The 21,725-nt window shown below is 71.1% G+C and carries 24 protein-coding genes; 7 read left to right on the top strand and 17 right to left on the bottom strand.

The window, feature by feature from the left end; all coding sequences use genetic code 11:
- The first annotated feature begins 1 nt into the window (after position 1).
- Complete coding sequence (locus tag AW273_RS00720; protein ID WP_062344156.1) at positions 2-2,497, top strand: ABC transporter permease; 2,496 nt, start codon at positions 2-4, stop codon at positions 2,495-2,497.
- Here AW273_RS00720 and AW273_RS00725 read toward each other — a convergent pair.
- The 8 genes from AW273_RS00725 to AW273_RS00760 form a co-directional block, all read right to left on the bottom strand.
- Complete coding sequence (locus AW273_RS00725; protein ID WP_062344158.1) at positions 2,494-2,757, bottom strand: SUKH-4 family immunity protein; 264 nt, start codon at positions 2,755-2,757, stop codon at positions 2,494-2,496. The two genes, AW273_RS00720 and AW273_RS00725, sit on opposite strands and share 4 nt — an antisense overlap.
- Entirely contained in the window at positions 2,754-3,533 is a 780-nt protein-coding gene (locus AW273_RS00730) for a toxin glutamine deamidase domain-containing protein (protein WP_062344160.1), read from the bottom strand. The genes AW273_RS00725 and AW273_RS00730 overlap by 4 nt, the downstream gene beginning before the upstream one ends.
- Before the next feature lie 78 nt (positions 3,534-3,611).
- Positions 3,612-5,264 carry a molybdopterin-dependent oxidoreductase gene (locus AW273_RS00735; protein ID WP_083949413.1) on the bottom strand — a complete coding sequence of 551 codons (1,653 nt, stop codon included), beginning with the start codon at positions 5,262-5,264 and terminating at the stop codon, positions 3,612-3,614.
- Between the two features lie 46 nt (positions 5,265-5,310).
- Positions 5,311-5,919 (bottom strand): RdgB/HAM1 family non-canonical purine NTP pyrophosphatase, encoded by a 609-nt coding sequence (gene rdgB / locus AW273_RS00740; RefSeq protein WP_062344165.1) that lies wholly within the window; start codon positions 5,917-5,919, stop codon positions 5,311-5,313.
- Positions 5,916-6,632, bottom strand: coding sequence for a ribonuclease PH (gene rph / locus AW273_RS00745; RefSeq protein WP_062344167.1), 717 nt, complete (start codon positions 6,630-6,632; stop codon positions 5,916-5,918). The genes rdgB and rph overlap by 4 nt, the downstream gene beginning before the upstream one ends.
- A 5-nt stretch (positions 6,633-6,637) precedes the next feature.
- Complete coding sequence (locus tag AW273_RS00750; RefSeq protein ID WP_062344168.1) at positions 6,638-7,390, bottom strand: MBL fold metallo-hydrolase; 753 nt, start codon at positions 7,388-7,390, stop codon at positions 6,638-6,640.
- Positions 7,387-8,208 (bottom strand): glutamate racemase, encoded by an 822-nt coding sequence (gene murI, locus AW273_RS00755; protein ID WP_232320494.1) that lies wholly within the window; start codon positions 8,206-8,208, stop codon positions 7,387-7,389. The genes AW273_RS00750 and murI overlap by 4 nt, the downstream gene beginning before the upstream one ends.
- 55 nt (positions 8,209-8,263) lie before the next feature.
- Positions 8,264-9,061 carry a thioesterase family protein gene (locus AW273_RS00760; RefSeq protein WP_369409021.1) on the bottom strand — a complete coding sequence of 266 codons (798 nt, stop codon included), beginning with the start codon at positions 9,059-9,061 and terminating at the stop codon, positions 8,264-8,266.
- An 83-nt stretch (positions 9,062-9,144) separates the two neighbouring features.
- On the opposite strand from AW273_RS00760, the gene AW273_RS00765 reads away from it, so the two are divergent.
- Both AW273_RS00765 and AW273_RS00770 read left to right on the top strand, forming a co-directional pair.
- Positions 9,145-9,477, top strand: coding sequence for a hypothetical protein (locus AW273_RS00765; protein WP_157555502.1), 333 nt, complete (start codon positions 9,145-9,147; stop codon positions 9,475-9,477).
- An 82-nt stretch (positions 9,478-9,559) separates the two neighbouring features.
- On the top strand, positions 9,560-11,236 hold the full coding sequence (locus tag AW273_RS00770) for a DUF3352 domain-containing protein (protein ID WP_062344172.1): 1,677 nt from the start codon (positions 9,560-9,562) through the stop codon (positions 11,234-11,236).
- Between the two features lie 70 nt (positions 11,237-11,306).
- On the opposite strand, the gene AW273_RS00775 is transcribed toward AW273_RS00770, so the two are convergent.
- The 5 genes from AW273_RS00775 to clpS all read right to left on the bottom strand — a co-directional run bounded on the left by AW273_RS00775 (position 11,307) and on the right by clpS (position 13,894).
- Positions 11,307-12,254 carry a PLP-dependent cysteine synthase family protein gene (locus AW273_RS00775; protein WP_062344174.1) on the bottom strand — a complete coding sequence of 316 codons (948 nt, stop codon included), beginning with the start codon at positions 12,252-12,254 and terminating at the stop codon, positions 11,307-11,309.
- Between the two features lie 6 nt (positions 12,255-12,260).
- Positions 12,261-12,533, bottom strand: a complete 273-nt coding sequence (locus tag AW273_RS00780) for a MoaD/ThiS family protein (protein WP_030455581.1) — start codon at positions 12,531-12,533, stop codon at positions 12,261-12,263.
- Positions 12,534-12,667: 134 nt separating this feature from the next.
- Complete coding sequence (locus tag AW273_RS00785) at positions 12,668-13,069, bottom strand: M67 family metallopeptidase (protein ID WP_062344176.1); 402 nt, start codon at positions 13,067-13,069, stop codon at positions 12,668-12,670.
- Between the two features lie 10 nt (positions 13,070-13,079).
- Positions 13,080-13,607: a DUF2017 domain-containing protein gene (locus tag AW273_RS00790; RefSeq protein ID WP_062344178.1), complete on the bottom strand. Its 528-nt coding sequence runs from the start codon at positions 13,605-13,607 to the stop codon at positions 13,080-13,082.
- Complete coding sequence (gene clpS, locus AW273_RS00795) at positions 13,607-13,894, bottom strand: ATP-dependent Clp protease adapter ClpS (RefSeq protein ID WP_034385731.1); 288 nt, start codon at positions 13,892-13,894, stop codon at positions 13,607-13,609. The genes AW273_RS00790 and clpS overlap by 1 nt, the downstream gene beginning before the upstream one ends.
- A gap of 39 nt (positions 13,895-13,933) precedes the next feature.
- Between clpS and AW273_RS00800 the strand changes: the two genes are divergently transcribed.
- The 4 genes from AW273_RS00800 to AW273_RS00815 all read left to right on the top strand — a co-directional run bounded on the left by AW273_RS00800 (position 13,934) and on the right by AW273_RS00815 (position 17,472).
- Positions 13,934-15,211 carry a nicotinate phosphoribosyltransferase gene (locus tag AW273_RS00800; RefSeq protein ID WP_439648614.1) on the top strand — a complete coding sequence of 426 codons (1,278 nt, stop codon included), beginning with the start codon at positions 13,934-13,936 and terminating at the stop codon, positions 15,209-15,211.
- A gap of 61 nt (positions 15,212-15,272) precedes the next feature.
- Entirely contained in the window at positions 15,273-15,857 is a 585-nt protein-coding gene (locus AW273_RS00805; RefSeq protein WP_062344182.1) for an isochorismatase family protein, read from the top strand.
- 239 nt (positions 15,858-16,096) lie between these two features.
- Positions 16,097-16,594 carry a hypothetical protein gene (locus AW273_RS00810; protein ID WP_157555503.1) on the top strand — a complete coding sequence of 166 codons (498 nt, stop codon included), beginning with the start codon at positions 16,097-16,099 and terminating at the stop codon, positions 16,592-16,594.
- Positions 16,595-16,677: 83 nt separating this feature from the next.
- A complete protein-coding gene (locus AW273_RS00815) occupies positions 16,678-17,472 on the top strand; it encodes an integrase (RefSeq protein WP_198167952.1) in 795 nt (264 codons plus the stop codon).
- A 188-nt stretch (positions 17,473-17,660) separates the two neighbouring features.
- On the opposite strand, the gene AW273_RS00820 is transcribed toward AW273_RS00815, so the two are convergent.
- The 4 genes from AW273_RS00820 to AW273_RS00835 all read right to left on the bottom strand — a co-directional run bounded on the left by AW273_RS00820 (position 17,661) and on the right by AW273_RS00835 (position 21,720).
- Entirely contained in the window at positions 17,661-19,409 is a 1,749-nt protein-coding gene (locus tag AW273_RS00820) for a DEAD/DEAH box helicase (RefSeq protein WP_083949414.1), read from the bottom strand.
- A 129-nt stretch (positions 19,410-19,538) separates the two neighbouring features.
- Positions 19,539-20,195 carry a hypothetical protein gene (locus AW273_RS00825; protein ID WP_062344186.1) on the bottom strand — a complete coding sequence of 219 codons (657 nt, stop codon included), beginning with the start codon at positions 20,193-20,195 and terminating at the stop codon, positions 19,539-19,541.
- A gap of 172 nt (positions 20,196-20,367) precedes the next feature.
- A complete protein-coding gene (locus AW273_RS00830; RefSeq protein WP_083949415.1) occupies positions 20,368-21,375 on the bottom strand; it encodes a zinc metalloprotease in 1,008 nt (335 codons plus the stop codon).
- An 81-nt stretch (positions 21,376-21,456) separates the two neighbouring features.
- Positions 21,457-21,720, bottom strand: coding sequence for a DUF3039 domain-containing protein (locus AW273_RS00835; RefSeq protein ID WP_030455569.1), 264 nt, complete (start codon positions 21,718-21,720; stop codon positions 21,457-21,459).
- Positions 21,721-21,725: the final 5 nt, after the last annotated feature.

The following is a 21,725-nucleotide window of genomic DNA, read 5'->3' on the forward strand; positions in this document are numbered from 1 at the left end:
CGTGTTGCGCACCACGCTGGCCGGGCTGGTGGCACACCGGCTCCGGCTGCTGCTGACCTCGCTGGCCATCACCCTCGGCGTCGGCTTCATCGCGGGCACGTTCGTGCTGACCGACACCATCGAGCAGGGCTTCCGCCAGCTCTTCACCGCCGACGCCGGCAAGGTCGCCGTCGCGGTCACCCCGAAGGACGAGGACATCCCGGAACAGGTGCTGGCGAAGCTCCGGACCCTGCCCGGTGTGGCCGGCGCGCAGGGGCTCGTGCGGGGCACCGCGCCGCTGCTCGACAAGTCGGGCCGGGCCGCCGGGTCGACCGCGACGAGCGGCATCTCCGTCGTCGCCGGGCCGCTCGACCGGACGAACTACGTCAGCGGCCACGCCCCGGCCGGGCCCGGCGAGGCGGTGCTCGACGAGAACACCGCGCGCACGCGGCAGTTCGAGGTCGGCGACACCGTCACCGTGCTCGACCTCGCCGAGAAACGCCGCCAGTTCTCCCTGGTCGGCATCATCGACGTGGGCGTCGACCAGAACCTCGCCTTCACCGGGGCGGTCGGGTTCGACACCGCCACCGCGCTGGAGATGACCGGCGAGAAGGGCTACCACGAGGTCGACCTGGCCGCCGCGGCCGGGGTCTCCCCCGAGACGCTCAAGAAGACCGTGTCGGAGGCGCTCGGGCAGACGTACACGATCAGGACCGGCGAGGAACTGGCCGAGAAGCTGGCCCTCGACGGCAACGTGCAGCTCGACTACCTGATGCTCGTGCTGCTGCTGTTCGGGTGCGTGGCGATGTTCGTGGCGGCGCTGGTCATCTACAACACGTTCAACATCCTGGTCGCGCAGCGGACCCGGGAGATGGCGCTGCTGCGCTGCATCGGGGCGACGCGCGGGCAGGTGTTCCGGTCGATCCTGCTGGAGTCGGTGGTCGTCGGGCTGATCTCCTCGGCGCTGGGGCTGCTGGCCGGGCTCGGGCTGGGGGCGCTGGCCCTGAACGTGATGGGGCGCTTCGACACGCCCGTCCCGGCCGGCGCGAGCCTCGCGCTGACGCCGCGCACGATCGTGTCCGGGCTGGTCGTCGGGCTGCTGGTGACCGTGGTCGCGGCGGTGCTGCCGGCCCGCGGGGCGACCCGGGTGGCGCCGATCGCGGCGCTGCGCAGCCAGGTCGAGGAGCAGACGTTCCGCGCCGGGCTGGCCCGGTCGCTCATCGCCGGGCTGCTGCTGGCGGGCGGCCTCGCGCTGACCGGCGTGGCGATCTGGGGGCTCGGCGGCGACGCCGGGCTGCTGACCGCGATGGGCGGCGGCGCGGTGTTCTTCCTCGGCGTGATCGTGGTCGGGCCGGTGCTGATGCGCCCGCTCGGCGCGTTCGCCGGGTGGGTGCCGCGCAAGGTCTTCGGCGTGCCCGGACGGCTGGCCGTCGACAACTCCCGCCGCAACCCGAAGCGGGCCGCCACCACGACGGTCGCGCTGACCATCGGCGTCACCCTGATGACCCTCATCTCGGTGATCACCGCCAGCACCCGCGAGACGGTCGTCAGCAGCCTCGACGAGCAGTTCCCCGTCGACTTCATGATCACCGCGCAGTACGGCCGCCAGGACGCCACGCCCCTCCTGCCCGCCGAGGTGCCCGCCACGCTGCGCGCGTTGCCGGAGGTCGGGCTGGTCGCCGAACTCCGGCAGACCGACCACGGAGGCGCCTTCGTCGGCAGCCTCCCCGACGGCGCGGCCTTCCGGCCGGAGGTCCTCTCCGGCTCGATCGCCGCCCTCGGCCCCGGCACCGTCGCGTTGTCCGAGAACCAGGCCAAGGACCTGGGTGCACGGGTCGGCGACACCGTCCCCCTCGACACCGCCGAGGCCGGGAAGGTCGACCTCAAGGTGGTGGCCCTGATCGCCGACGGCAGTCTCAACGAGGCCATGCCCTACACGGTCACCGTGGCCGACTTCGAGAAGTACTACGGCAAGATCGGCCCGGCCCGCGTCTACGTCAAGGCCAAGGACCCCGCCGCCGTCGACGCCTCCCGCCGGGCCGTCGAGTCGGCGCTGCTCGCCTACCCGACCGCGCAGCTCTCCAGCGCCGCCGAGGTCCGCGGCGAGTTCGACGACGCCTTCGACATGATGTTCACGATCTTCGCCGCGCTGCTCGGCCTGGCGATCCTGATCTCGCTGCTCGGCATCGCCAACACCCTGTCGTTGTCGGTGCACGAACGCACCCGCGAGTCGGCGCTGCTGCGCGCCCTCGGCCTCACCCGGCCGCAACTGCGCGGCATGCTCTCGATCGAGGCGCTGGTGCTGGGCCTGGTCGGGGCGATGGTCGGCGTCGTCATCGGCGTCGCCTTCGGGTGGGCGGCGCTGCAGACGATCCCGAACGAGACCGTCTTCGTCGTGCCGGTCGGGCAGGTACTGCTCTATCTGGTGCTGTCGGCGCTGGCCGGGGTGCTGGCGGCGGTGCTGCCCGCGCGCCGGGCGGCCAACGCCTCCATCGTGGGGTCGCTGGCGTCGAGTTAACGGGGCACGTGGTCGGGCCACTGCTCGGCCACGAACTCCGGCCCCAGCAGGGGGCGGACGGCCAGCTCGCCGGTGCGCCGGTCGATGACGATGCAGCCGCCCCCCACGGTCGCCGGCAGGACGCTCGGGTCCTCCGGCTCGTCGTCTCTCACCCAGGCCACGAACCCGTCGTCGAAGGCGTAGACGGCGACGTCGGCGGACCGGGCCCGCCCCCCGTTGAACCACTCCTCGGCCAGCGCGCGGGCGGTCTCCGGGCTCACACCCGCTGACCCGCGCGGTCGAGGACCACGCAGAAGACCCCCGTCACGTTCTCGTACGGCGGCTCGATGGCCATGTGTCCCCGCTGTGCGTCGATCCACAGCACCTCCCCCATTGAGTTCACGGCGTTCCACGCGTGGCTGCCCCCCTGGGGCCAGCGCGTGATGAGCACGGTCGCGGCGCCGTGCCCGGCCGACCGCAACCGCCCGGCCACCACCCCGTAGGCGCGGCGGCCCTGCCCGACGTACTCGAAGCGATGGCCGAGCCACTGCTCGGCCCTGGCCACCCCGCCCGCCTCCCCCGAGAGGACGGGCTTGCCGACCCGGTCGTATTCGGGCTGCCGGGCCGCCGCCACGACGGGTTCGCCGTGCCACGACGACATGACCGACAGGGCGCAGTCGATGGCGTTGGTCGACCGGAACGGATCGTCGGTCGGCCCTTCGGCGTTGATCAGCCGGATCCAGGTGCCGCGCGGATCGGGGAACCGGCAGCTCAACGCCTCGGCGAGATCTCGTTGTGCCTGCGGGTCGGGTCTCGCCAGCCCGCCCGGCACCCCATAGGGCCGCGACTCCTCCAGCGGGCGCGGCCGGGTCGCCCGGTCGAACCAGTCGTCGCCCGTCGGCGGCAACCGGGACGGCGACTGGGACGGCCACGGATCGAGGGACGGCGCGGGGGTCTCGGCGGCCTTCTCGTAGTCACGCCACCGGCGCCCGTCGCCGGTGACGACGGGATTGTAGACGCCGGTCGGCAACCGCCACCGGGACTGACGCTCGGCCATCGACCCCTTCCCCCTTCGATGTGACCGATCGTAAGGGGGCGACTCCGGTGAGCAACCGGCTTTCCCGAATCCTGCCGTCTAGGTGGTCTCGATGAGAACCCGGTGGTAGCCGGTCGCGCCGTTCGGCTCCGGCGGGGCTCCGTGGCTGGTCTGCGTCTCGCCGGTCTCGTCGGTGGCCCGGCACGACAGCGTGTGCAGGCCGCTGGTGAGGTCGACCTCGATCGTCCACTGCCGCCAGGTGTCCAGGCCCGGCACCTCGGCCAGCCTCGCCACCTGCCACGGCCCGTCGTCGACCCTGACCTCGACCTTCGCGATGCCCTTGGTCTGCGCCCAGGCGACCCCGGCGACGACGTTCCGGCCCGGTTTGGTCTTGTTGCGCGGGGTGTCGATGCGCGACTGGGTCTTGATGGGGCCCTTGGCGTCCCAGCCCCGGTCGGTCCAGTACGCCCTCTCCTGGTCGAACCGGGTCACGTTGACGTCGACGACCCACTTGGTGGCCGAGACGTAGCCGTAGAGGCCCGGCACGACCTGCCGGACCGGGAAGCCGTGGGCGACCGGGAGCGGCTCGCCGTTCATGGCGAAGGCGAACAGGGCGTCGCGGCCGTCCATGACGACCTCGACCGGGGTGCCGGCGGTCCAGCCGTCGGCGCTGGTCGACAGCAGCATGTCGGCGCCGGCCTTGATCCCGGCCTCGCGCAGCACCCCGGCCATGGCCACGCCGAGCCAGCGGGCGTTGCCGACGTAGGGGCCGCCGACCGGGTTGGAGACGCACGCGAGCGTGACGTCGGCCTCGACGATGGGGCGTTTCAGCAGTTCGGCGAAGCTGAGCTCGATGGGCCGGTCGACCATGCCGTGGATCTTCAGCGACCACGTGTTCGAGTCGACGCTGGGCAGGGCGAGGGCGGTGTCGACCCGGTAGAAGTCGTGGTTGGGGGTGACGAACGGCGACAGGTTCGGGATCTTGAAGTCGGCCCCGGCGGGCAGCGGCGGCAGCGGCTTGGCCGGTTTCGGCAACTCGGCCGCGACCTGCGCCCGCTCGGCGGCGACGTCGTTCCGGCCGCCGAGCCACACCCCGGCGGCTCCGGTGACCGCGGCGACCCCGGCGCCCGTGGCGATCCCGGTGAACAACCTGCGCCGGTCGATGGTCCTGAGACGGTCACCGGCCAGCATGACCGGCGGCTGCTCAAGCCGGAAGGGCGGCGCGTCCGGGGCGGCCTCGTCTCCGGCCCCTTCTCGGGCGTCGTCCTCCGGCTCATGGCCGGAGACGGCGGCGTCCCGCTCATCGGCGGCCGGTTCGAGCCGCCGGAAGAGCGCCGACAGGGTGGCCGCGCCGGCCCACGCCGCGAGCAGCGAGGGCAGCACGTCGAGCATGCCCGCGTCGGGGCGGGTGGCCGCCGCCCAGGCGCCGAGCACGCCGAACACCAGCAGGGCCAGGCGGCCGTAGCCGACCCTGATGCGGGCCAGCACCCCGAAACCGGCGGCCAGCAGGGCGATCACCACGAAGATGCCGCCGATGAGGACGACCTTGTCGTTCTCGCCGAACGTCGCGATGGCCCAGTTCTTGAGCCAGGCCGGCGACAGGTCGACGGCCGCGCCGCCGACCGCCACGACGGGTGAGGAGCCGCCGCCGATGACGCCGGCCGCGAGCTGGCCGACGCCGACCGCCACGGCCGCGGCGGTCAGCCCGGCGAGGGCCGCGGCCCAGACGGGCGCGGGGTTGCGAGGTGTCACGACCTCGATCCTACGAACGCCCTTCTGTCATGGGAGCCCCAAGTTCTTACGAAACCGAGAACACCTCGGCCAGGACCGGCACCATCGCCCGCATCGAGATGCCGCGGTGGGAGATCGCGTCCTTCTCGGCGGGAGACATCTCGGCGGTCGTGCGGGTCTCGCCGTCGGCGACGAAGATCGGGTCGTAGCCGAACCCCATGGTGCCCCGGGGAGCCCGGATCACGTGGCCGTGCATGACCCCTTCGACCACCCGCTCCTCGCCCGAGGGCAGGGCGAGGGCGGCCACGCAGGCGAAGTGGGCCTGGCGGCGGTCGTCGGGCACGTCGTTGAGCTGGGCCAGCAGCAGGTCGAGGTTGGCCTTGTCGTCGCCGTGGCCGCCCGACCAGCGGGCCGAGAAGATGCCGGGCATGCCGTTGAGGGCGTCGACGCACAGGCCCGAGTCGTCGGCGACGCAGGGCAGGCCGCTCTGCCGGGCCACGGTGTGGGCCTTGAGCAGGGCGTTCTCGGCGAAGGTGAGGCCGGTCTCGGCGACGTCGCCGATCTCGGGGAAGGCCTCCAGGCCGACGAGCTCGATCGGCAGCGCGGCCTCTTCGAGGATGCGCCGCAGTTCGACGATCTTGCCCTGGTTGCGGGTGGCGAGCAGCAGCTTGGTCATGCGAGCGCGGCCTTCTGGATGTCGGTCAGCTCGGCGCAGCCGAGGGTGGCCAGGTCGAGCAGTTCGTCGAGGGTCGCCCGGTCGAACGGCGCACCCTCGGCGGTGCCCTGCACCTCGACGAACGCGCCCTTGCCGGTCATCACGACGTTCATGTCGGTCTCGGCCTTGACGTCTTCGACGTAGCAGAGGTCGAGCAGCGGGGTGGTGCCGACGATGCCGACGGAGACGGCGGCGACCGAGTCGACCAGCGGGTCGCCGGGGCACATGCGCTTCTTGCGCATCCAGGCGATCGCGTCGGCCAGCGCGACGTAGGCGCCGGTGATCGCGGCGGTGCGGGTGCCGCCGTCGGCCTGGAGCACGTCGCAGTCGAGCACGATCGAGTTCTCGCCGAGCGCCTTGTAGTCGACGCAGGCCCGCAGGGACCGGCCGATCAGGCGGGAGATCTCGTGGGTCCGGCCGCCGATCTTGCCGCGCACCGACTCACGCTCACCGCGGGTGTTGGTGGCGCGCGGCAGCATGGCGTATTCGGCGGTGACCCAGCCGAGGCCGCTGCCCTTGCGCCAGCGCGGCACCCCGCTCTCGACGGAGGCGGCGCACAGCACCTTCGTGCCGCCGAATTCGACCAGGACCGACCCCTCGGCGTGGGCGAGCCAGTTCCGCGTGATCGTCACCGGCCGGAGCTGGTCGGGCGAACGTCCATCAGTGCGAGCCATGGGCCTCACCCTAGGTCATAGACCGCACCGGATCGGGCCAACTCGATCTCGCCCGAATAGCCGCCCCGGTCGGCGTCGGCGCGTACGCGCGCGTCGTCGTGCCAGGGCACCAGGTGGGTGAGGACCAGCTTGCCCGCTCCGGCCTTGGCGGCGTGCTCGGCCGCCTGGCGGCCGGTCAGGTGGAGGTCGGGCGGATTGCCGGGTTCGTCGAGGAACGAGGCCTCGCAGAGCAGCACGTCGGTGTCGCCGGCCAGGCCCACGAGGGCGTCGCACTCGCCGGTGTCGGCCGAGTAGGTGACCGAGCGGCCGCCGTGGGCGACGCGCAGGCCGTAGGTCTCCACGGGGTGGTTGACCAGGGCCGCGGTGACCTGGAAGGGGCCGATCTCGAACGTGCCCGGCGACAGGGCGGTGAAGTCGAAGGCGGTCTCCATCGTGGGCTCCTGCGGCATGCCGTAGGCGGCGTTCAGGCGCGCGGGGGCCATCGAGGGGGCGTACACGGGGACCTTGGGGTGGGGGGCGCCCGGGCCGTAGCTGCGGACGACGTGGTAGCCGCACATGTCGAGGCAGTGGTCGGCGTGCAGGTGGGACAGGCAGATCGCGTCGATCTCGAACGGGCTGACGTGACGCTGCAGCGCGCCCAGGGAGCCGTTGCCGAAGTCGACGAGCATCCGGAAGCCCTCGGCCTCGTACAGATAACACGACGACGGGCTCTGGGGGCCGGGGAAGCTGCCGGAGCAGCCGACGACGGTCAGTTTCACGCTGTGCCTCCGAACACGGGCGCGGCCAGTTCGACCGCTTGGATCTCCGGCCCGAGGAACCGCCGCCCGAGGGTCTCGAACAGCAGGGTGTCGCCGGTCGTGCCGAACCGGTGGGCGGGCACGCCCGAGGCCCGCACCAGGCCCCGGTCGCGCAGCACCCGGAAGACGTCTTTGGCGGTCTCCTCGGCGCTCGACACGAGCGTGACGCCGTCGCCGGCGACGTAGGAGATCGCGCCGAGCAGCAGCGGGTAGTGGGTGCACCCGAGGATGAGGGTGTCGCAGCCGGCGTCGAGGATGGGCGTCAGGTATTCGCGCACCGCCTCGATGACGGCCTCGCTCTCGGTCTCGCCGCGCTCGACGAACTCGACCAGGCGGGGGGCGGCGACCCCGACCAGTTCGACGTGCGGAGCCGCGGCGAAGGCGTCCTGGTAGGCCATCGACGCGATGGTGGCCTGGGTGCCGATCACCCCGACCTTCCCGTTGCGGGTGGCCGAGGCCGCCCGCCGGGTGGCCGGCTGGATGACCTCGACGACCGGCACCCGGTAGCGCTCACGGGCGTCGCGCAGCACCGCCGCGCTGGCCGTGTTGCACGCGATCACGAGCATCTTGACGTCGTGGGACACCAGATGGTCGAGCAGTTCGAGGGCGTAGGACCGGACCTCGGCGATGCGCTTGGGGCCGTAGGGCTGGCGGGCCGTGTCGGCGACGTAGAAGACCGGTTCGTTGGGCAACTGGTCGATGATCGCGCGGGCTACGGTCAGCCCCCCGAAACCGCTGTCGAAGATCCCGATGGACCCCTGACCATAACTCTCCACCACGGAGTCAGCTTATGGCCGATCTTGCGGCGCGTCCCCGTGACACCGAGCACACTCTTCAGCCGCGTCCCACCCTCGCGAGCTGCCGGGACTGCGCGACGAGGCGTCCGGTGGAGTCCCACACCTCGGCGTCCTCGTCGAACCAGCCGTCGCCGACCATCCGCCCGGAGGCGAGGACGGTGAGCCAGCCCGGGGCCGGCAGCGCACGCAGGTGCCAGGTGAGCTCGACCGTCGGGGCCCAGCCGCGCAGGCCCGCGCTGAAGACCACCGGGGGCAGCGCGTCGACCGCCAGGGCCAGCACGAACGGGTCGGGCTCCTGGCCGTGCCGCAGGCGGAAGTAGGCGCGCGACTCGGGACGGCCGGTCGGCTCGCCGGTCAGCCAGCCGACGGTCGGCGGGTCGAACAGCAACTCCAGCCGGCCGTTGAGGTGCATGTTCGACTCGGGCTTCGGCTCGGGCAGCGGCAGGCAGGCCTCGGGCGGCGGCATCACGTGCGACGGCTCGCCGGTGTAGACGGGCTCGGCCAGCGGGTCGAGGGTCGCCGTGGTGACCAGGGTCTCCAGGATCGGGCCGTCGGCGCCGACGAGCGAGGCGCGGCTGATCGTCGTCGTCTTGCCGGTCTTCACCTGTTCGACCAGCACCCGCGCCGGGCCGGGCCGCCCGGCCCGCAGGAACTGGGCGCCGGTCGAGACCGGGTGCTCGTGCGGGGAGTCGTCGACCGCCGCCCGCAGCAGCACCGCCATCAGATATCCGCCGTTCAGCGGGCCGCCGATCGAGTAGCCCTCGTCGAGGCACACGTCGTAGACGCCCTCGCCGACCCGGACCGCCCGGGTCGCCTCCCCGAAACCGCTCAACACACCCTCCCGAATGTTGTTCTGGAACACTGTATCTTGACTGGTCCATAGCCGTCCGTACAGGGAGATCCGGGCATTCACCGGCCATGACGGGACGGGAACTGATCGGTCAGTGCGTTTGGGACGTGCGCGGGGTCTGGGTGGGCCACGTGGTCGACGTGCGCATGGTCTCCGGCAGCCGCAACCCGTTCAAGAAGGGCGTCGAACCCGAGACCGCCGGGCTGGTCGTGTCGGCCACCCGGGCGCAGTTCCTGCTCGGCGTGCACCGCGACGCCAACGGCCGTGTCAACGGCACGCTGCAGCAACTCACCCGGCTCCTGTACGCCCGCAGCCTGGTCGTCCCCTGGGATCTGGTGGAAACCAGCGACACGGGGGAGGTGCACCTCAAAGAGGCGAAAGATGTCCTTAAGCGCCAATAGTCAAGGATGCTGCAAGCGATTCGCTACCGACACGGCATACTTTCAGACTCGTCGGAGATCACCCCACTTTGCGAGTTGACCCATGCCTGCCGAGAACCCCCCCGGTTTCCCCTTCGACATCAGCGGCGGAGACCCGGACCGGACCATCAACTACCGCACGCCGCAGCAGCAGCCGCAGCCGCAGCCGCACGTAGAGCCGACCCGGATCGACTTCGGCGGCACCCAGCAGATGTACGCCCCCCAGCAGCCCCCTCAGCAGGGCCAGTGGCGCCAGCCCGAGGAACTGGGTTACGACCTGCCCCCCGTGGTGCACGCCCCCGTCCAGAAGCGCGGCCCCAAGGGCGCCATCATCGCGGTGATCGTCGCGGTGGTCGTCGGCCTCGTCGGCGGCGGCGGGGTGTGGGCCTTCTCCGCCCTGAGCGGCGGCGGCGCGCAGCCCTCCGAGGCGCTCCCGGCCGGCGCCCTCGCCTACGCCCGGATCGACCTCGACCCGGCCGCCAACCAGAAGCTGGCCCTGTTCAGCATCGCCCGCAAGTTCACCGTCACCCAGGACGCCTTCTCGGGCGACGACCCGCGTGAGGCCTTCTTCAAGGCCATCTCGTCGGACAACGAGAACTTCAAGGACATCGACTACGCGGCCGACATCGAGCCCTGGCTCGGCGACCGCATCGGCTTCGCCGTCATGCCCGGCAAGGACGCCGGCCAGCCCGGCTTCGCCCTCGCGATCCAGGTGAAGGACGCCAACGCGGCCCGCGCCGGCATCGCCAAGCTCGACGCCGGCTCCGACACCAAGACCGGCGTGGCCATCCGCGGCGACTACGCCATCGTCTCCACCACCCAGGAGGAGGCCGACAAGTACGCCACCGGCCCCACCCTGGCCGAGTCGGCGAACTTCACCGCCGACATGGAGGCCCTCGGCGAGCCCGGCGTGTTGTCCTTCTGGGGCGACCTCGGCCGGCTCGCCGCGATGGGCGGCGCCCAGGTCGCCGACCCGGCCCTGACCGACCAGCTCAAGAACGGCCGCTTCGCGGGGGCGCTGCGGTTCGACGGCTCGTACGCGGAACTCGCCGCCATCACCCGCGGCGTCAAGAGCCCGATCACCGTGCAGACCAGCCCGGTGAAGCTGGGCGAACTGCCCGACACCACCGCCGGGGCGCTGGCCATCTCGGGCCTCGGCGAGGGCGTCAAGAGCGGCTGGGACCAGATCGTGAAGTCGGTGGAGGGCACCGGCGGCGGCGCCCAGTTCAGCCAGTTCGTCACCCAGGCCCAGCAGCAGTTCGGCCTGACCCTGCCCGACGACCTGGCCACCCTGCTCGGCGACAGCATCACCCTCGCGATCGACTCGCAGGGCCTCGACGGCAACATGCCGAACGCCGGCGCCGTGCTGGCCACCGACCCGGCCAAGGCCGGCGAGGTGCTCACCAAGGTCGAGCAGGCGCTCGCCGTCGCCGGTCAGCCGCTCCAGCTCGCCAAGGCCCCCGGCGAGGGCAAGCTGGTCGTGGCCACCAACCAGGACTACGCGAACAAGCTCGCCGCGGGCGGCACGCTGGCCGACAGCGAGACCTTCCAGACCGCGGTCCCGAACGCCGACTCGGCCGGGTTCGGACTGTTCGTCGACCTCGACAAGATCGAGAACCTCTACCTCCAGGGCATGTCGGAGGATGACAAGGCCAACCTCCAGGTGCTCCGCGCGGTGGGCATGAGCGGCGGAACTTCGGGGAGCGACGCGAACTTCTCCCTGCGCGTGCTGTTCAATTGACCTACGGGAAGGACCCCGCCTCAACTCTCAGGGAGGCGGGGTCCTTCTCCGTTCGTCGGGTCGTCGGGGCTCAGGCCCAGAGTTGCCCTTCGAGGCGGTCTTCCGCCTCGTCGAGGGTGCCCTCGTAGGCGCCGGTCGACAGATATTTCCAGCCGCCGTCGGCGACCACGAACACGATGTCGGCCCGCTCCCCCTCCTTCACGGCCTTGCCCGCCATGCCGATGGCGGCGTGGAGGGCGCAGCCGGTGGAGATGCCGGCGAAGATGCCCTCGGTGGCCAGCAGCTCGCGCGTGCGTTTCAGGGCGTCGGCCGAGGTCACCGAGTAGCGGGTGGTCAGCACCGACTCGTCGTAGATCTCCGGGATGAACCCTTCGTCGACGTTGCGCAGGCCGTAGACGAGCTCGCCGTAGCGGGGCTCGGCGGCCACGATCCTGACGTCGGGCTTGTGCTCCCGCAGGTAACGCCCGACGCCCATGAGGGTGCCGGTGGTGCCCAGGCCCGCGACGAAGTGGGTGACCGTCGGGAGGTCGTCGAGGATCTCGGGACCGGTCGACTCGTAGTGGGACCGCCAGTTGGCCGGGTTGCCGTACTGGTAGAGCATGATCCAGTCGGGGTGTTCGGCCGCCAGGCCCTTGGCCACCCGGACCGCCTCGTTGGAGCCGCCCGCCGCGGGCGACGAGATGATCTCGGCGCCGTACATGCGGAGGAGCTGGCGGCGCTCCTCGGAGGTGTTCTCGGGCATGACGCAGATCAGCTTGTAGCCCTTGAGCCGGGCCGACATCGCCAGCGAGATGCCGGTGTTGCCGGAGGTCGGTTCGAGGATCGTGCAGCCGGGGGTGAGCACCCCGTCCTTCTCGGCCTGCTCGATCATCCAGAGAGCGGGCCGGTCTTTGATCGAGCCGGTCGGGTTGCGGTCTTCGAGCTTGGCCCAGATCCGCACGTCGGCCGACGGCGAGAGGCGGGGCAGCCCGACGAGCGGGGTGCGGCCGACCGACTCGATCAGCGAGTCGAAGCGCATGGGTGATCAGCCACCGGCGACGGCGGGCAGCACGGTGACCGTGTCGCCGTCGGAGACGGGGGTGCCGAGCCCGCCGAGGAACCGGACGTCCTCGTCGTTGAGGTAGACGTTCACGAACCGGCGGAGCTTGTCGTTCTCGACCAGCCGGGCCTTGATCCCCGGGTGACGGGCCTCCAGGTCGCCGATCAGCTCTTCGATCGTGGCGCCGGAGGCGTCGACGGCCTTGGCGCCGTCGGTGTAGGTGCGCAGGATGGTCGGGATGCGGACCTCGATGGCCATGTCTCGTTCTCTCTTCTTTGTCTTCAGGTCTGTGGTGTACGGGGAAATGTGAACGTCAATGACAGTCGTAGACCACGACGGAAGGAGAGTGCGCGAAGAGGTACGGTTGCACGCCCAGGGACATGTCGTCCATTTTAAACGCCCGGTTCCAGGATCTTTACGTCCTCCTCCTCGATCACGCCGTCGACGATCCGGAACGACCGGAACTGGGCGAGCGCGGTGGAGTAGAGGACGTAGTGGGCATGGGGCTCCGAAGCGTAGGACACGTCGGTGCGCGAGGGGTAGGCCTCGGTGGCCGTGTGGGAGTGGTAGATCACGACGGGCTCTTCGTCGTTGTCGTCCATCTCACGCCAGACGCGGAACTGCTCCATCGAGTCGAACCGGTAGAACGTGGGGGACCGCTCGGCGTTCTCCATCGGGACGAACCGCTCGGGCACCCCGCCCCGTCCGGCGATGACGCCGCAGGCCTCGTCGGGATGGTCGGCCGTGGCGTGGGCGATGATCCGGTCGACCAGTTCGCGCGAGATCGTCAGCATGGTCGCGAACCTACCAAAGGGCCTGGACGAGGGTGTCCTGCAGGTAGGTCAGCCATTCGTAGGTGACGAAGGCCGGGTAGCGGGGGTCGTCGTCGCCCATCTCGGCCATCTCCTCGCGGATCTCCTCGGTGACCTCCAGGCGTACACCCAGCACCAGCCGGAGGTCGTTGAGGGCGCGCAACCAGGCCTGGGCCTCTTCGGTGGTCAAGGTCACCCGGCCGGCCGCGGCGGTCTCGATCAGCGTGAGCGCGTCGGCCCGCTTGGCGTCGCGCAGGTCGCCCTCGGTGTAGCGGCGGAACTCGGCGGAGGCGGCGTCGTCGTCGGCGTAGGCCGAGGGGAACAGGCGGGCCAGCACCGGGTCGGTCGGCTCGGTGGCGGGCCCGATGCGCAGCGCCCGCTCCAGCGGGTCGTCGCCGGTCTCCCCCGGCTCGACCACGTCGAGCACCATCGAGGCCACCAGCGACCGGAGCACGCCGGCCTCGGCCGGGTCGAGGTGGGCCGACACGCCCTCGCGCGTCGACGTGAAGCCGTGGCCCATCAGCCGTCCTTCTGCAGCGTGGCCCAGAGGCCGTAGGAGTGGAGAGTCTGGACGTCGCGCTCCATCTCCTCCCGGGTGCCGCTCGACACGACGGCCCTGCCCTTGTGGTGGACGTCGAGCATGAGCTTCTCGGCCTTCTCCCGGGCGTAGCCGAAGACGCTCTGGAAGACATAGGTCACATAGGACATGAGGTTGACCGGGTCATTCCAGACGATGGTCACCCACGGCAAATCTGGGCGAACGTCAGCTTTCGGACGCTCAACCTCGATCGGAGCGGTGCTACCCACATCCCCAATCCTGCCTCACCGCGGTCGTACTCTCGACTCGTGCAAACGTCCATGAGCTCGGCCTTGCTAACAGACATGTATGAGTTGACCATGTTGCGGGCGGCGCTGGCCGGCGGCACCGCCCACCGCCGCGCGGTGTTCGAGGTCTTCGCCCGCCGCCTGCCCGCAGGCCGCCGCTACGGCGTCGTCGCAGGTACAGACCGGGTGATTTCCGCCATAGAGGCATTCCGCTTCGGCGAGCCGGAGCTGACTTTTCTCGAACGTGTCGTCGATCCGCCGACCCTGTCCTTCCTCGCCGACTTCCGTTTCTCCGGGAATGTGTACGGCTATCGCGAAGGTGAGACCTACTTCCCGGGCTCCCCGATCATGGTCGTCGAAGGCACCTTCGCCGAGGCGGTGGTCCTGGAGACGGTGATCCTGTCGATCCTGAACCACGACTGCGCCATCGCCTCGGCCGCCTCCCGCATGACCCGCGCGGCCCAGGGACGCCCGCTGATCGAGATGGGCTCCCGCCGCACCCACGAGAGGGCGGCCGTCGCCGCCGCCCGCGCCGCCTACCTGTGCGGCTTCGCGACCACCTCCAACCTCCAGGCGGGCCTGGAGTACGGCATCCCCACGGCCGGCACCAGCGCCCACGCCTTCACCCTGCTCCACGACTCGGAGGAGGCCGCCTTCCGCGCCCAGCTCGAGGCCCTCGGGTCCTCGACGACCCTGCTCGTCGACACCTATTCGGTGGAGGAGGCCGTGCGGACCGCCGTGAAGCTGGCCGGCGGCGACCTGGGGGCGGTCCGGATCGACTCCGGCGACCTGGGCGTGGTCGCCATCGAGGTCAGGCGCCAGCTCGACTCCCTCGGCGCCGACCGCACCCGGATCGTGGTGACCGGCGACCTCGACGAACACGCCATCGCCGCCCTGGCCGTGGCACCCGTCGACGGCTACGGCGTGGGCACGAAGCTGGTGACGGGCTCGGGGGCGCCGACGGCGAACCTGGTCTACAAGCTGGTCGACCGCGAGGACTCGACCGGGACCATGAGGCCGGTCGCCAAGACCTCGGTGGGCAAGCCCAGCCGGGGCGGCCGCAAGTGGGCCTACCGTTCCCTGCACGACGGGGTCGCCATCGAGGAGATCATCTCCAACCGCCCCGACGACTCCCTCGGCCGCCCGCTGCTGGCCCCGCTGGTCGTCGGCGGCGAGATCGTCGGCCGCGAGCCCCTGGACGCCGCCCGCGCCAGGCATCACGAGTCGATGCGCGAATTGCCGCAAATCGCCCATAGCCTCTCGCCCGGCGACCCGGCTGTGCCTAGTATCTTCTCCTGATCGCGGGAGAGCGGCGCATGAGGACGACGCCGGTCTCCCGCGATCTCCTAGATTGGGACGTATGACCACCGCGCTTGTGATCGTCGACGTGCAGAACGACTTCTGCGAGGGCGGCAGCCTGCCCGTGACCGGCGGCGCGGGCGTGGCCGCGGCCATCAGCGTGCACGTCGCCCGGGGCGACTACGACCATGTCGTGGCGACCCGCGACTACCACGTCGACCCCGGAACCCACTTCGCCCCCGCCCCCGACTACGTGACGACCTGGCCGGCCCACTGCGTCGTGGGGACCACCGGGGCCGAGTTCCACCAGAACCTCGACACCGAGCCCATCGAGGAGATCTTCAGCAAGGGCGCCCACGCGGCGGCCTACAGCGGGTTCGAGGGTCACTCCTCCGACGGGGTGGAGCTGGCCTCCTGGTTGCGGTCGCGGGGGGTGTCCCGGGTCGACGTGGTCGGGATCGCGACCGATCACTGCGTACGGGCCACGGCGATCGACGCGCGGGCGCAGGGGTTCGACGTGCGGGTGCTGCTCGATCTGACGGCGGGCGTGCTGCCGGTCACGACGGAGGCGGCGATGACCGAGATGGCGGCGGCGGGGGTCGAACTGACGGGCCACCCGATCGTGGCGGACGACCCCGAGGACTGACACCCACCGAGGTCGGCTTCGGACGGCGCGGACGGCGCGGACGGCGCGGACGGCGCGGACGGCGAGGCCGCCCGAAATTTCGGCATATCGAACGACGATCTGCGCACTCGGCAGCACGGCAGACGGCGTTCTCCGCTTCGAGTTGCCATTGCTGAACGTAGGGATACGCTTACCTAGCGTCATATCCTCTAGGTCGGCGGCTGGTCATGTTTGCTCTTGCTCTTGGTGTGTCGTGGTTGGTGCTGACGCCTGTCTGCGTCTGGCTGCTGTTCGGGATCGGTCAGCCGCTCCGCAACCGCCTCGGCGCCGTCGCGACGATCCTCGCCCTCGAAGGCGCGACGATCCTCATCGCCACCACCGGGCACAGCCCCGCGCCGCCGCCCGTGGCGGCGGTCATGCCTCCCCGCCCGGTTCCGTCGCCGACCGAGACCCCCTGTCCGGTCCGGCTGCCGCACCCGGACGAGGTACGCCTGTCCCGCACCCACGTCACCATCCTGTGGCCCGCCGTGGTCGGCGAATGCGACACGGCGGCGGTCGTCCTGGGCGAGAAGGGCAACCGCCTGCGGGTGTGGGTGCACGAGGGCGCCCTGGTCGGAAACCACCGGGCGTCGGTGGTCCCGGTCAACATCGACGGCCGCACGGCGTTCGTCGACGTCGCCCGCAGACTGGCCCGGCACCACTGGATCGCGGTCGACGGCCGCAACGGCAAACGCATCCCTACGATCACCCACGGCTAGCCTTACCGGTCGGGGCTTCATGACGTGGTGCGCGCCACCACTGTTAGCGTCGGCGCTCTCATCAAGGAGAGGGCGACCGTGGCGTGAAGGTGACGATGGCGAGCGCCGCGGCACGACCCGGCCGCGTGAACGAGGACTTCACCGGAGCCGTCCCCACGGCGGCGGTCCTGGTCGACGGCGCCGGCATCCCCGGCGCCGAGCCGACGTGCCGGCACGGAGTGGCCTGGTATGCCCACACGCTGGGCGGCAACCTCCTCGCCCTGCTGTCACTCACGCCGCGTTCGAGCCTGCCCGCTCTCCTCGCCGACGCCATCACGCGGGTGACGGACGTGCACCGGCACACCTGCGACGTGACGAACCCCATCAGCCCGTCGGCGGCCGTGGCCATCGTGCGGGTGTCGGGCGGCGTCCTCGACCACCTGGTTCTGGGTGACGCGGTCGTCGCCCTCGACCGGCCCGGCGGCCCGCCGATCGTGACCACCGACCTTCGCGAGCCGACCATCGGCCGCACCTACGAAGCCAAGCTGGCGGCCACCACACCAGGGAGCGACGACTACAACCGCATCCTCGGTGAACTGCGCGCGCACCGGAATCAGCCGGGCGGCTTCTGGGTCGCCAAGGACGATCCGCGCGCGGCGGACGAAGCGGTCACCGCACACCACCCCATCACGGAACTGTCCGCCGCCGCCCTGCTCAGCAACGGCGCCGGCCGGATCGTGCACCCATTCGGTCTCGCCGACTGGCCGCAGACCCTCGCCGCGTTGGCGTCCAAGGGGCCTTCAGCGGTCATCGACCGAGTCCGGCAGGCGGAAGCACGCCACCGGACAAGACCGGACGACGCCACCATCGCCTACTGCACCGACCTCGGCGACCCCTGAGCGCGCCGCCCTCGACCACATCGGTGGTGGCAGCAGCCCGGTGAGCAGAGGGACCGAAGCAGGAGAACCGTCTCGGCCCCCTCTGCCCGCTGCGCGTGCCACTTCCCCCGCCGGTGAGCCACCGCCTTCTCGTAGAACGACGGCTCGTAGACGATCAGCCCGCGGCGTGGATCTCCCCTGGCTCGGGGTCATTTACGCGCGGCCGCCCATTTCCGGATCATCGCGATGCGTTCCCGGATCTGGTCGGCCGTCGCCTGCGCGATGGCGGGCCCGCCGCACGACCGCCGCAGCTCCGCGTGGATGACCCCGTGGGGCTGACCGGTCCGGTGGTTCCACGCGCCGACCAGGCCGTTGAGCTCCTTGCGCAGTTCGGCGATCTGCTCGTGGGGGGCCAGCTCCGGCGGCCCGGCCTTCGGCTTCTTCTTGGCGGCCGCCTGCTGGTCGGCCTGCCGCTTGCGCAGCAGCGAGGCCACCTGTTCGGGCTCCAGGAGACCGGGCAGCCCGAGGAAGTCTTCTTCTTCGGGGGAACCGGCCGCGGCGGCCGTGCCGAACTCTCCGCCGTCGTAGAGAACCCGGTCGAAGGTCGCCGAGGCTTCCAGCGTCTGGAAGGGCAGTTCGTCGCCGAGTGTGTCGGGCTGTTTCTGCTCGCGCTGGGCCTGCTCCAGGAGCAGGTCGTCGAGGCCGTCTTCGTCGCGTTTGCGGTTGAGGACGTGGTCGCGCTCGGCCTCCATCTCGGCGGCGAAGCTGAGCAGCAGCGGCACCGACGGGACGAACACCGACGCCGTCTCGCCGCGTTTGCGCATGCGCACGAAACGCCCGATGGCCTGCGCGAAGAACAGCGGCGTGGAGATGCTGGTGGCGTAGATGCCGACGGCCAGCCGCGGGATGTCGACGCCTTCGGACACCATGCGGACCGCGACGAGCCAGCGCTGCTGCGACGCGCTGAACTCCTTGATTTTGGCGGACGCCCCGGGGTCGTCGGACAACACGACCGTCGCGCCCTCGCCCGTCACCGCGCGCAGGTGTTTGGCGTAGGCGCGGGCCGTCTCGTGGTCGGTGGCGATGATGAGGCCGCCCGCGTCGGGCATGCCCCGGCGCACCTCGGTGAGGCGGCGGTCGGCGGCCTGGATGACCTGGCGGATCCAGTCGCCCTTCGGGTCGAGGGCGGCCCGCCAGGCCTGGCCGAGCTGGTCTTTGGTCAGCGGGGTGCCGAGTGTGGCGGTGATCTCGTCGCCTGCGCGGGTGCGCCACTTCATCTCGCCGCTGTAGGCGAGGAAGATGACCGGCCGCACGACGCCGTCGGCCAGCGCGGGCCCGTAGCCGTAGCTGTAGTCGGAGACGCTGCGCAGCGCGCCCTCGGCGTCTTCGGTGTAGCCGACGAACGGGATCGGGTTGTCGTCGGAGCGGAACGGTGTGCCGGTCAGTTGCAGGCGGCGGGTGGCCGGCTCGAACGCCTCGCGCACGCCGTCGCCCCACGACTTCGCGTCGCCCGCGTGGTGGATCTCGTCGAAGATGACGAGCGTCTTGCGGGCCTCGGTGCGGGCGCGGTGGAGCGCGGGGTGCATCGCGACCTGGGCGTAGGTCACCGCGACGCCCGTGTAGTCGCGCGAGGTGGCGCCCTGGCTGTTCTTGAACTCGGGGTCGATGCCGATGCCGACCCGGCCCGCCGCGTCGGCCCACTGGCGCTTGAGGTGTTCGGTCGGCGTGACGATCGTCACGGCCTTGATGACGCCCCGGCTCAGCAGTTCGCTCGCGATGCGCAGCGCGTAGGTGGTCTTACCGGCGCCCGGGGTCGCGACCGTCAGGAAGTCGCGTGGCTCGCGGGTGAAGTAGAGGTCGAACGCCTCCTGCTGCCACGCGCGCAGCTTCGGGGCGGTGCCCCACGCGGCGCGGTCGGGATATGACGGCGACAGGTGGGACGCGGCCGACGTGCTCACGCGCGCCTCCCGCAGGTCACTCGGACATTGCCGTATCTATCGGTTCCCCTCACGTGGCCACAGACTAGCCGGACCCACCGACAAGACGTGCCGAGGCCGCGAGATCCTCGCCATCGTCCCTGGTAAGTGCTATCGCGCGCTCGTCATGATCGTGTCTATCTCGCGCCGCGAGGCGGGGTCGTCGGGGTGCGCGAGACCCAGCAGGACGACGCTGCGGCCCTCTTCGGCCGTGAGCACGGTGACCCGCAGGAAGGCCGGCTGGTTCACCACGTCGCGGTATTCGGCCCGCACCGCGCGGGTGTGGCCGGTGCGCCCGCCGATCGCGACCTTCTTGTCTTCGACGACGTCGACCGTGTCGCCGTGCAGCAGCAACCGCGAGTAGGTCTCGGCCAGTTTGAGCAGCGCGGGACGCGGATCGCCCGCGTCGAGCTTCTCCCCCGGCCGCGCCATCACCGTCGCGCGGTCGTCGTTGACTGCGACCGAGGTGAACCCGGTGACCGGCGCGAGCGCGCCCTCGTGCCAGCCGGGCGGGATCGGATAGGTGAGCCCGGCCAGCGTGTCGGTGACCAGCACCGTCTCGACCGGCGCCGCGGGGCGGCCGACCACGAACAACACGATGCCCCCGATGACCGCACCGGCGCCCAGGGACACGGCCGCGATCAGCAGGAGGCGGCGCAGCCGGCGCGGGATGCGGCGCGGCGGTGGAGCGGGCGTGCCGTACCAGCGGGCCGAAGGAGGCAGATCGTCGGCGTGCTCGGTGGGCGGCCAGACCCTCCGCTCGTCCATGCCGCCAAGTCAGTCACGCCGGAGCCCCAGCCGTCAATAAAGATCACGTTTTCGCTATCGGGGGAAAGGCGTTCGTTCCGTTACGGCTCCGCCCACCCCGGCCCCGCCCGCCGCCGCCGATCCGCGCCGCGTCCGGCGCTCACCGGCCCCGCGGGAGGGCCGCCGCGACGGCTCAGCCCCGCCCGCGCGGCAGGAACAACGAGGTCGCCATCCCCGTCGTGTAGGGCCGAGGGGGCGCGATCGGCGCCTGGCCCGCCTGGGTGCCGAGCAGCCCGGAGACCATGGTCGAGCGCGACTGGGCCCCCGCGAGGCCGCCTCGGTAGGTCGCCCACGCCTGCCGCATCCGCAGGCCCTGCCCGGCGGTGAACTGGTTCATGCAGCGGTCGTGGGCGTAGTCCATGAAGTTGTGGATGGGGTCCTCGCCGGGCGCCGTGCACGAGTCGCGCTTCTCGGGGCAACCCTCGGTCGGCGTGGCCTGGAACGGGGTGTCGTCGACGGAGTCGCCCGGTTCGGAGCAGCCGTTCTCGAAGGTGTGGACGAGGCCCAGCCAGTGGCCGATCTCGTGCACGCCGGTGAAGCCGAAGTTGAAGTTGCGCAGCGCCCCACCGGGCAGGGTGCGCCAGTCGATCACCACGCCGTCCTGGCCGGGGTTGCCGGCGTACCAGTTGGGATAGGTCGCGTAGCCCAGCACGAGTTCGCTGAGCTGGGAGACGTACAGGTTGAGGGTCTCCGAGCCGCCCCTGCGCAGGCTGGACTTCATGGGGTCTTCCAGGCCGAGCGGGTTGCGGAACCAGTCGCGGTTGTCGGTGCGGGTGATGCCGCGCAACGCGAACCGCACACCCGTGTCGGCGCCGCCGTAGCCGCCGGCGTAGGCCCGGTTGAGCACGGTCACCTGCTCGCGGACGGCCGCGTCGGGCGCGCCGGTCTGGCCGTCGGTGAGCACGTGGATCCACAGCGGCACGGTCACCGTCGCGGGGATCGGCCCGGGGTGATTGCGCAGGGCCGCGTTCATCTGGGCGAACTCGGTGGCGGTCAGCGGCCGGGGCTCGGCGCGGCCGGAGGCGCGCTCGGGCGAGGGGCAGTCGTGGTCATGCGCGTGCCGGTGATCGGCCCCCTCGGCGGGTGGGGCCGTCAGCGAAAAAAGGCATGCCAAAGAGACGGCGAGAAGACGCCGGGCCATTCGATTCCCCCGATGCGACCGGTCCGGACCAGAGTTCGAACGCTAGCCGCATCGGAGTCGATCAAGGTGGAGTGACACCCGTCACTTGTCGTCGCCCGACTCACCCTTGGGGAGACCCTCGTAGATCTCCTTGCATTCGGGGCAGACGGGATACTTCTTCGGGTCGCGGCTGGGCACCCACACCTTGCCGCAGATCGCCCGGACCGGCGCACCCGTGATGTAGCTCTCGGTGACCTTGTTCCGGTCGGCGTAGTGGCTGAACCGCTCGTGGTCGCCGTCGCCGCCGTGGGACGTGCGCGGGACGACCTCGGTCTTCTGGTCGGGAAGAATCTTCGTACTGCTCACGGAAA

The organism is Herbidospora yilanensis (genome assembly GCF_001570565.1).
GTDB classification, from domain to species: Bacteria; Actinomycetota; Actinomycetes; order Streptosporangiales; family Streptosporangiaceae; genus Herbidospora; species Herbidospora yilanensis.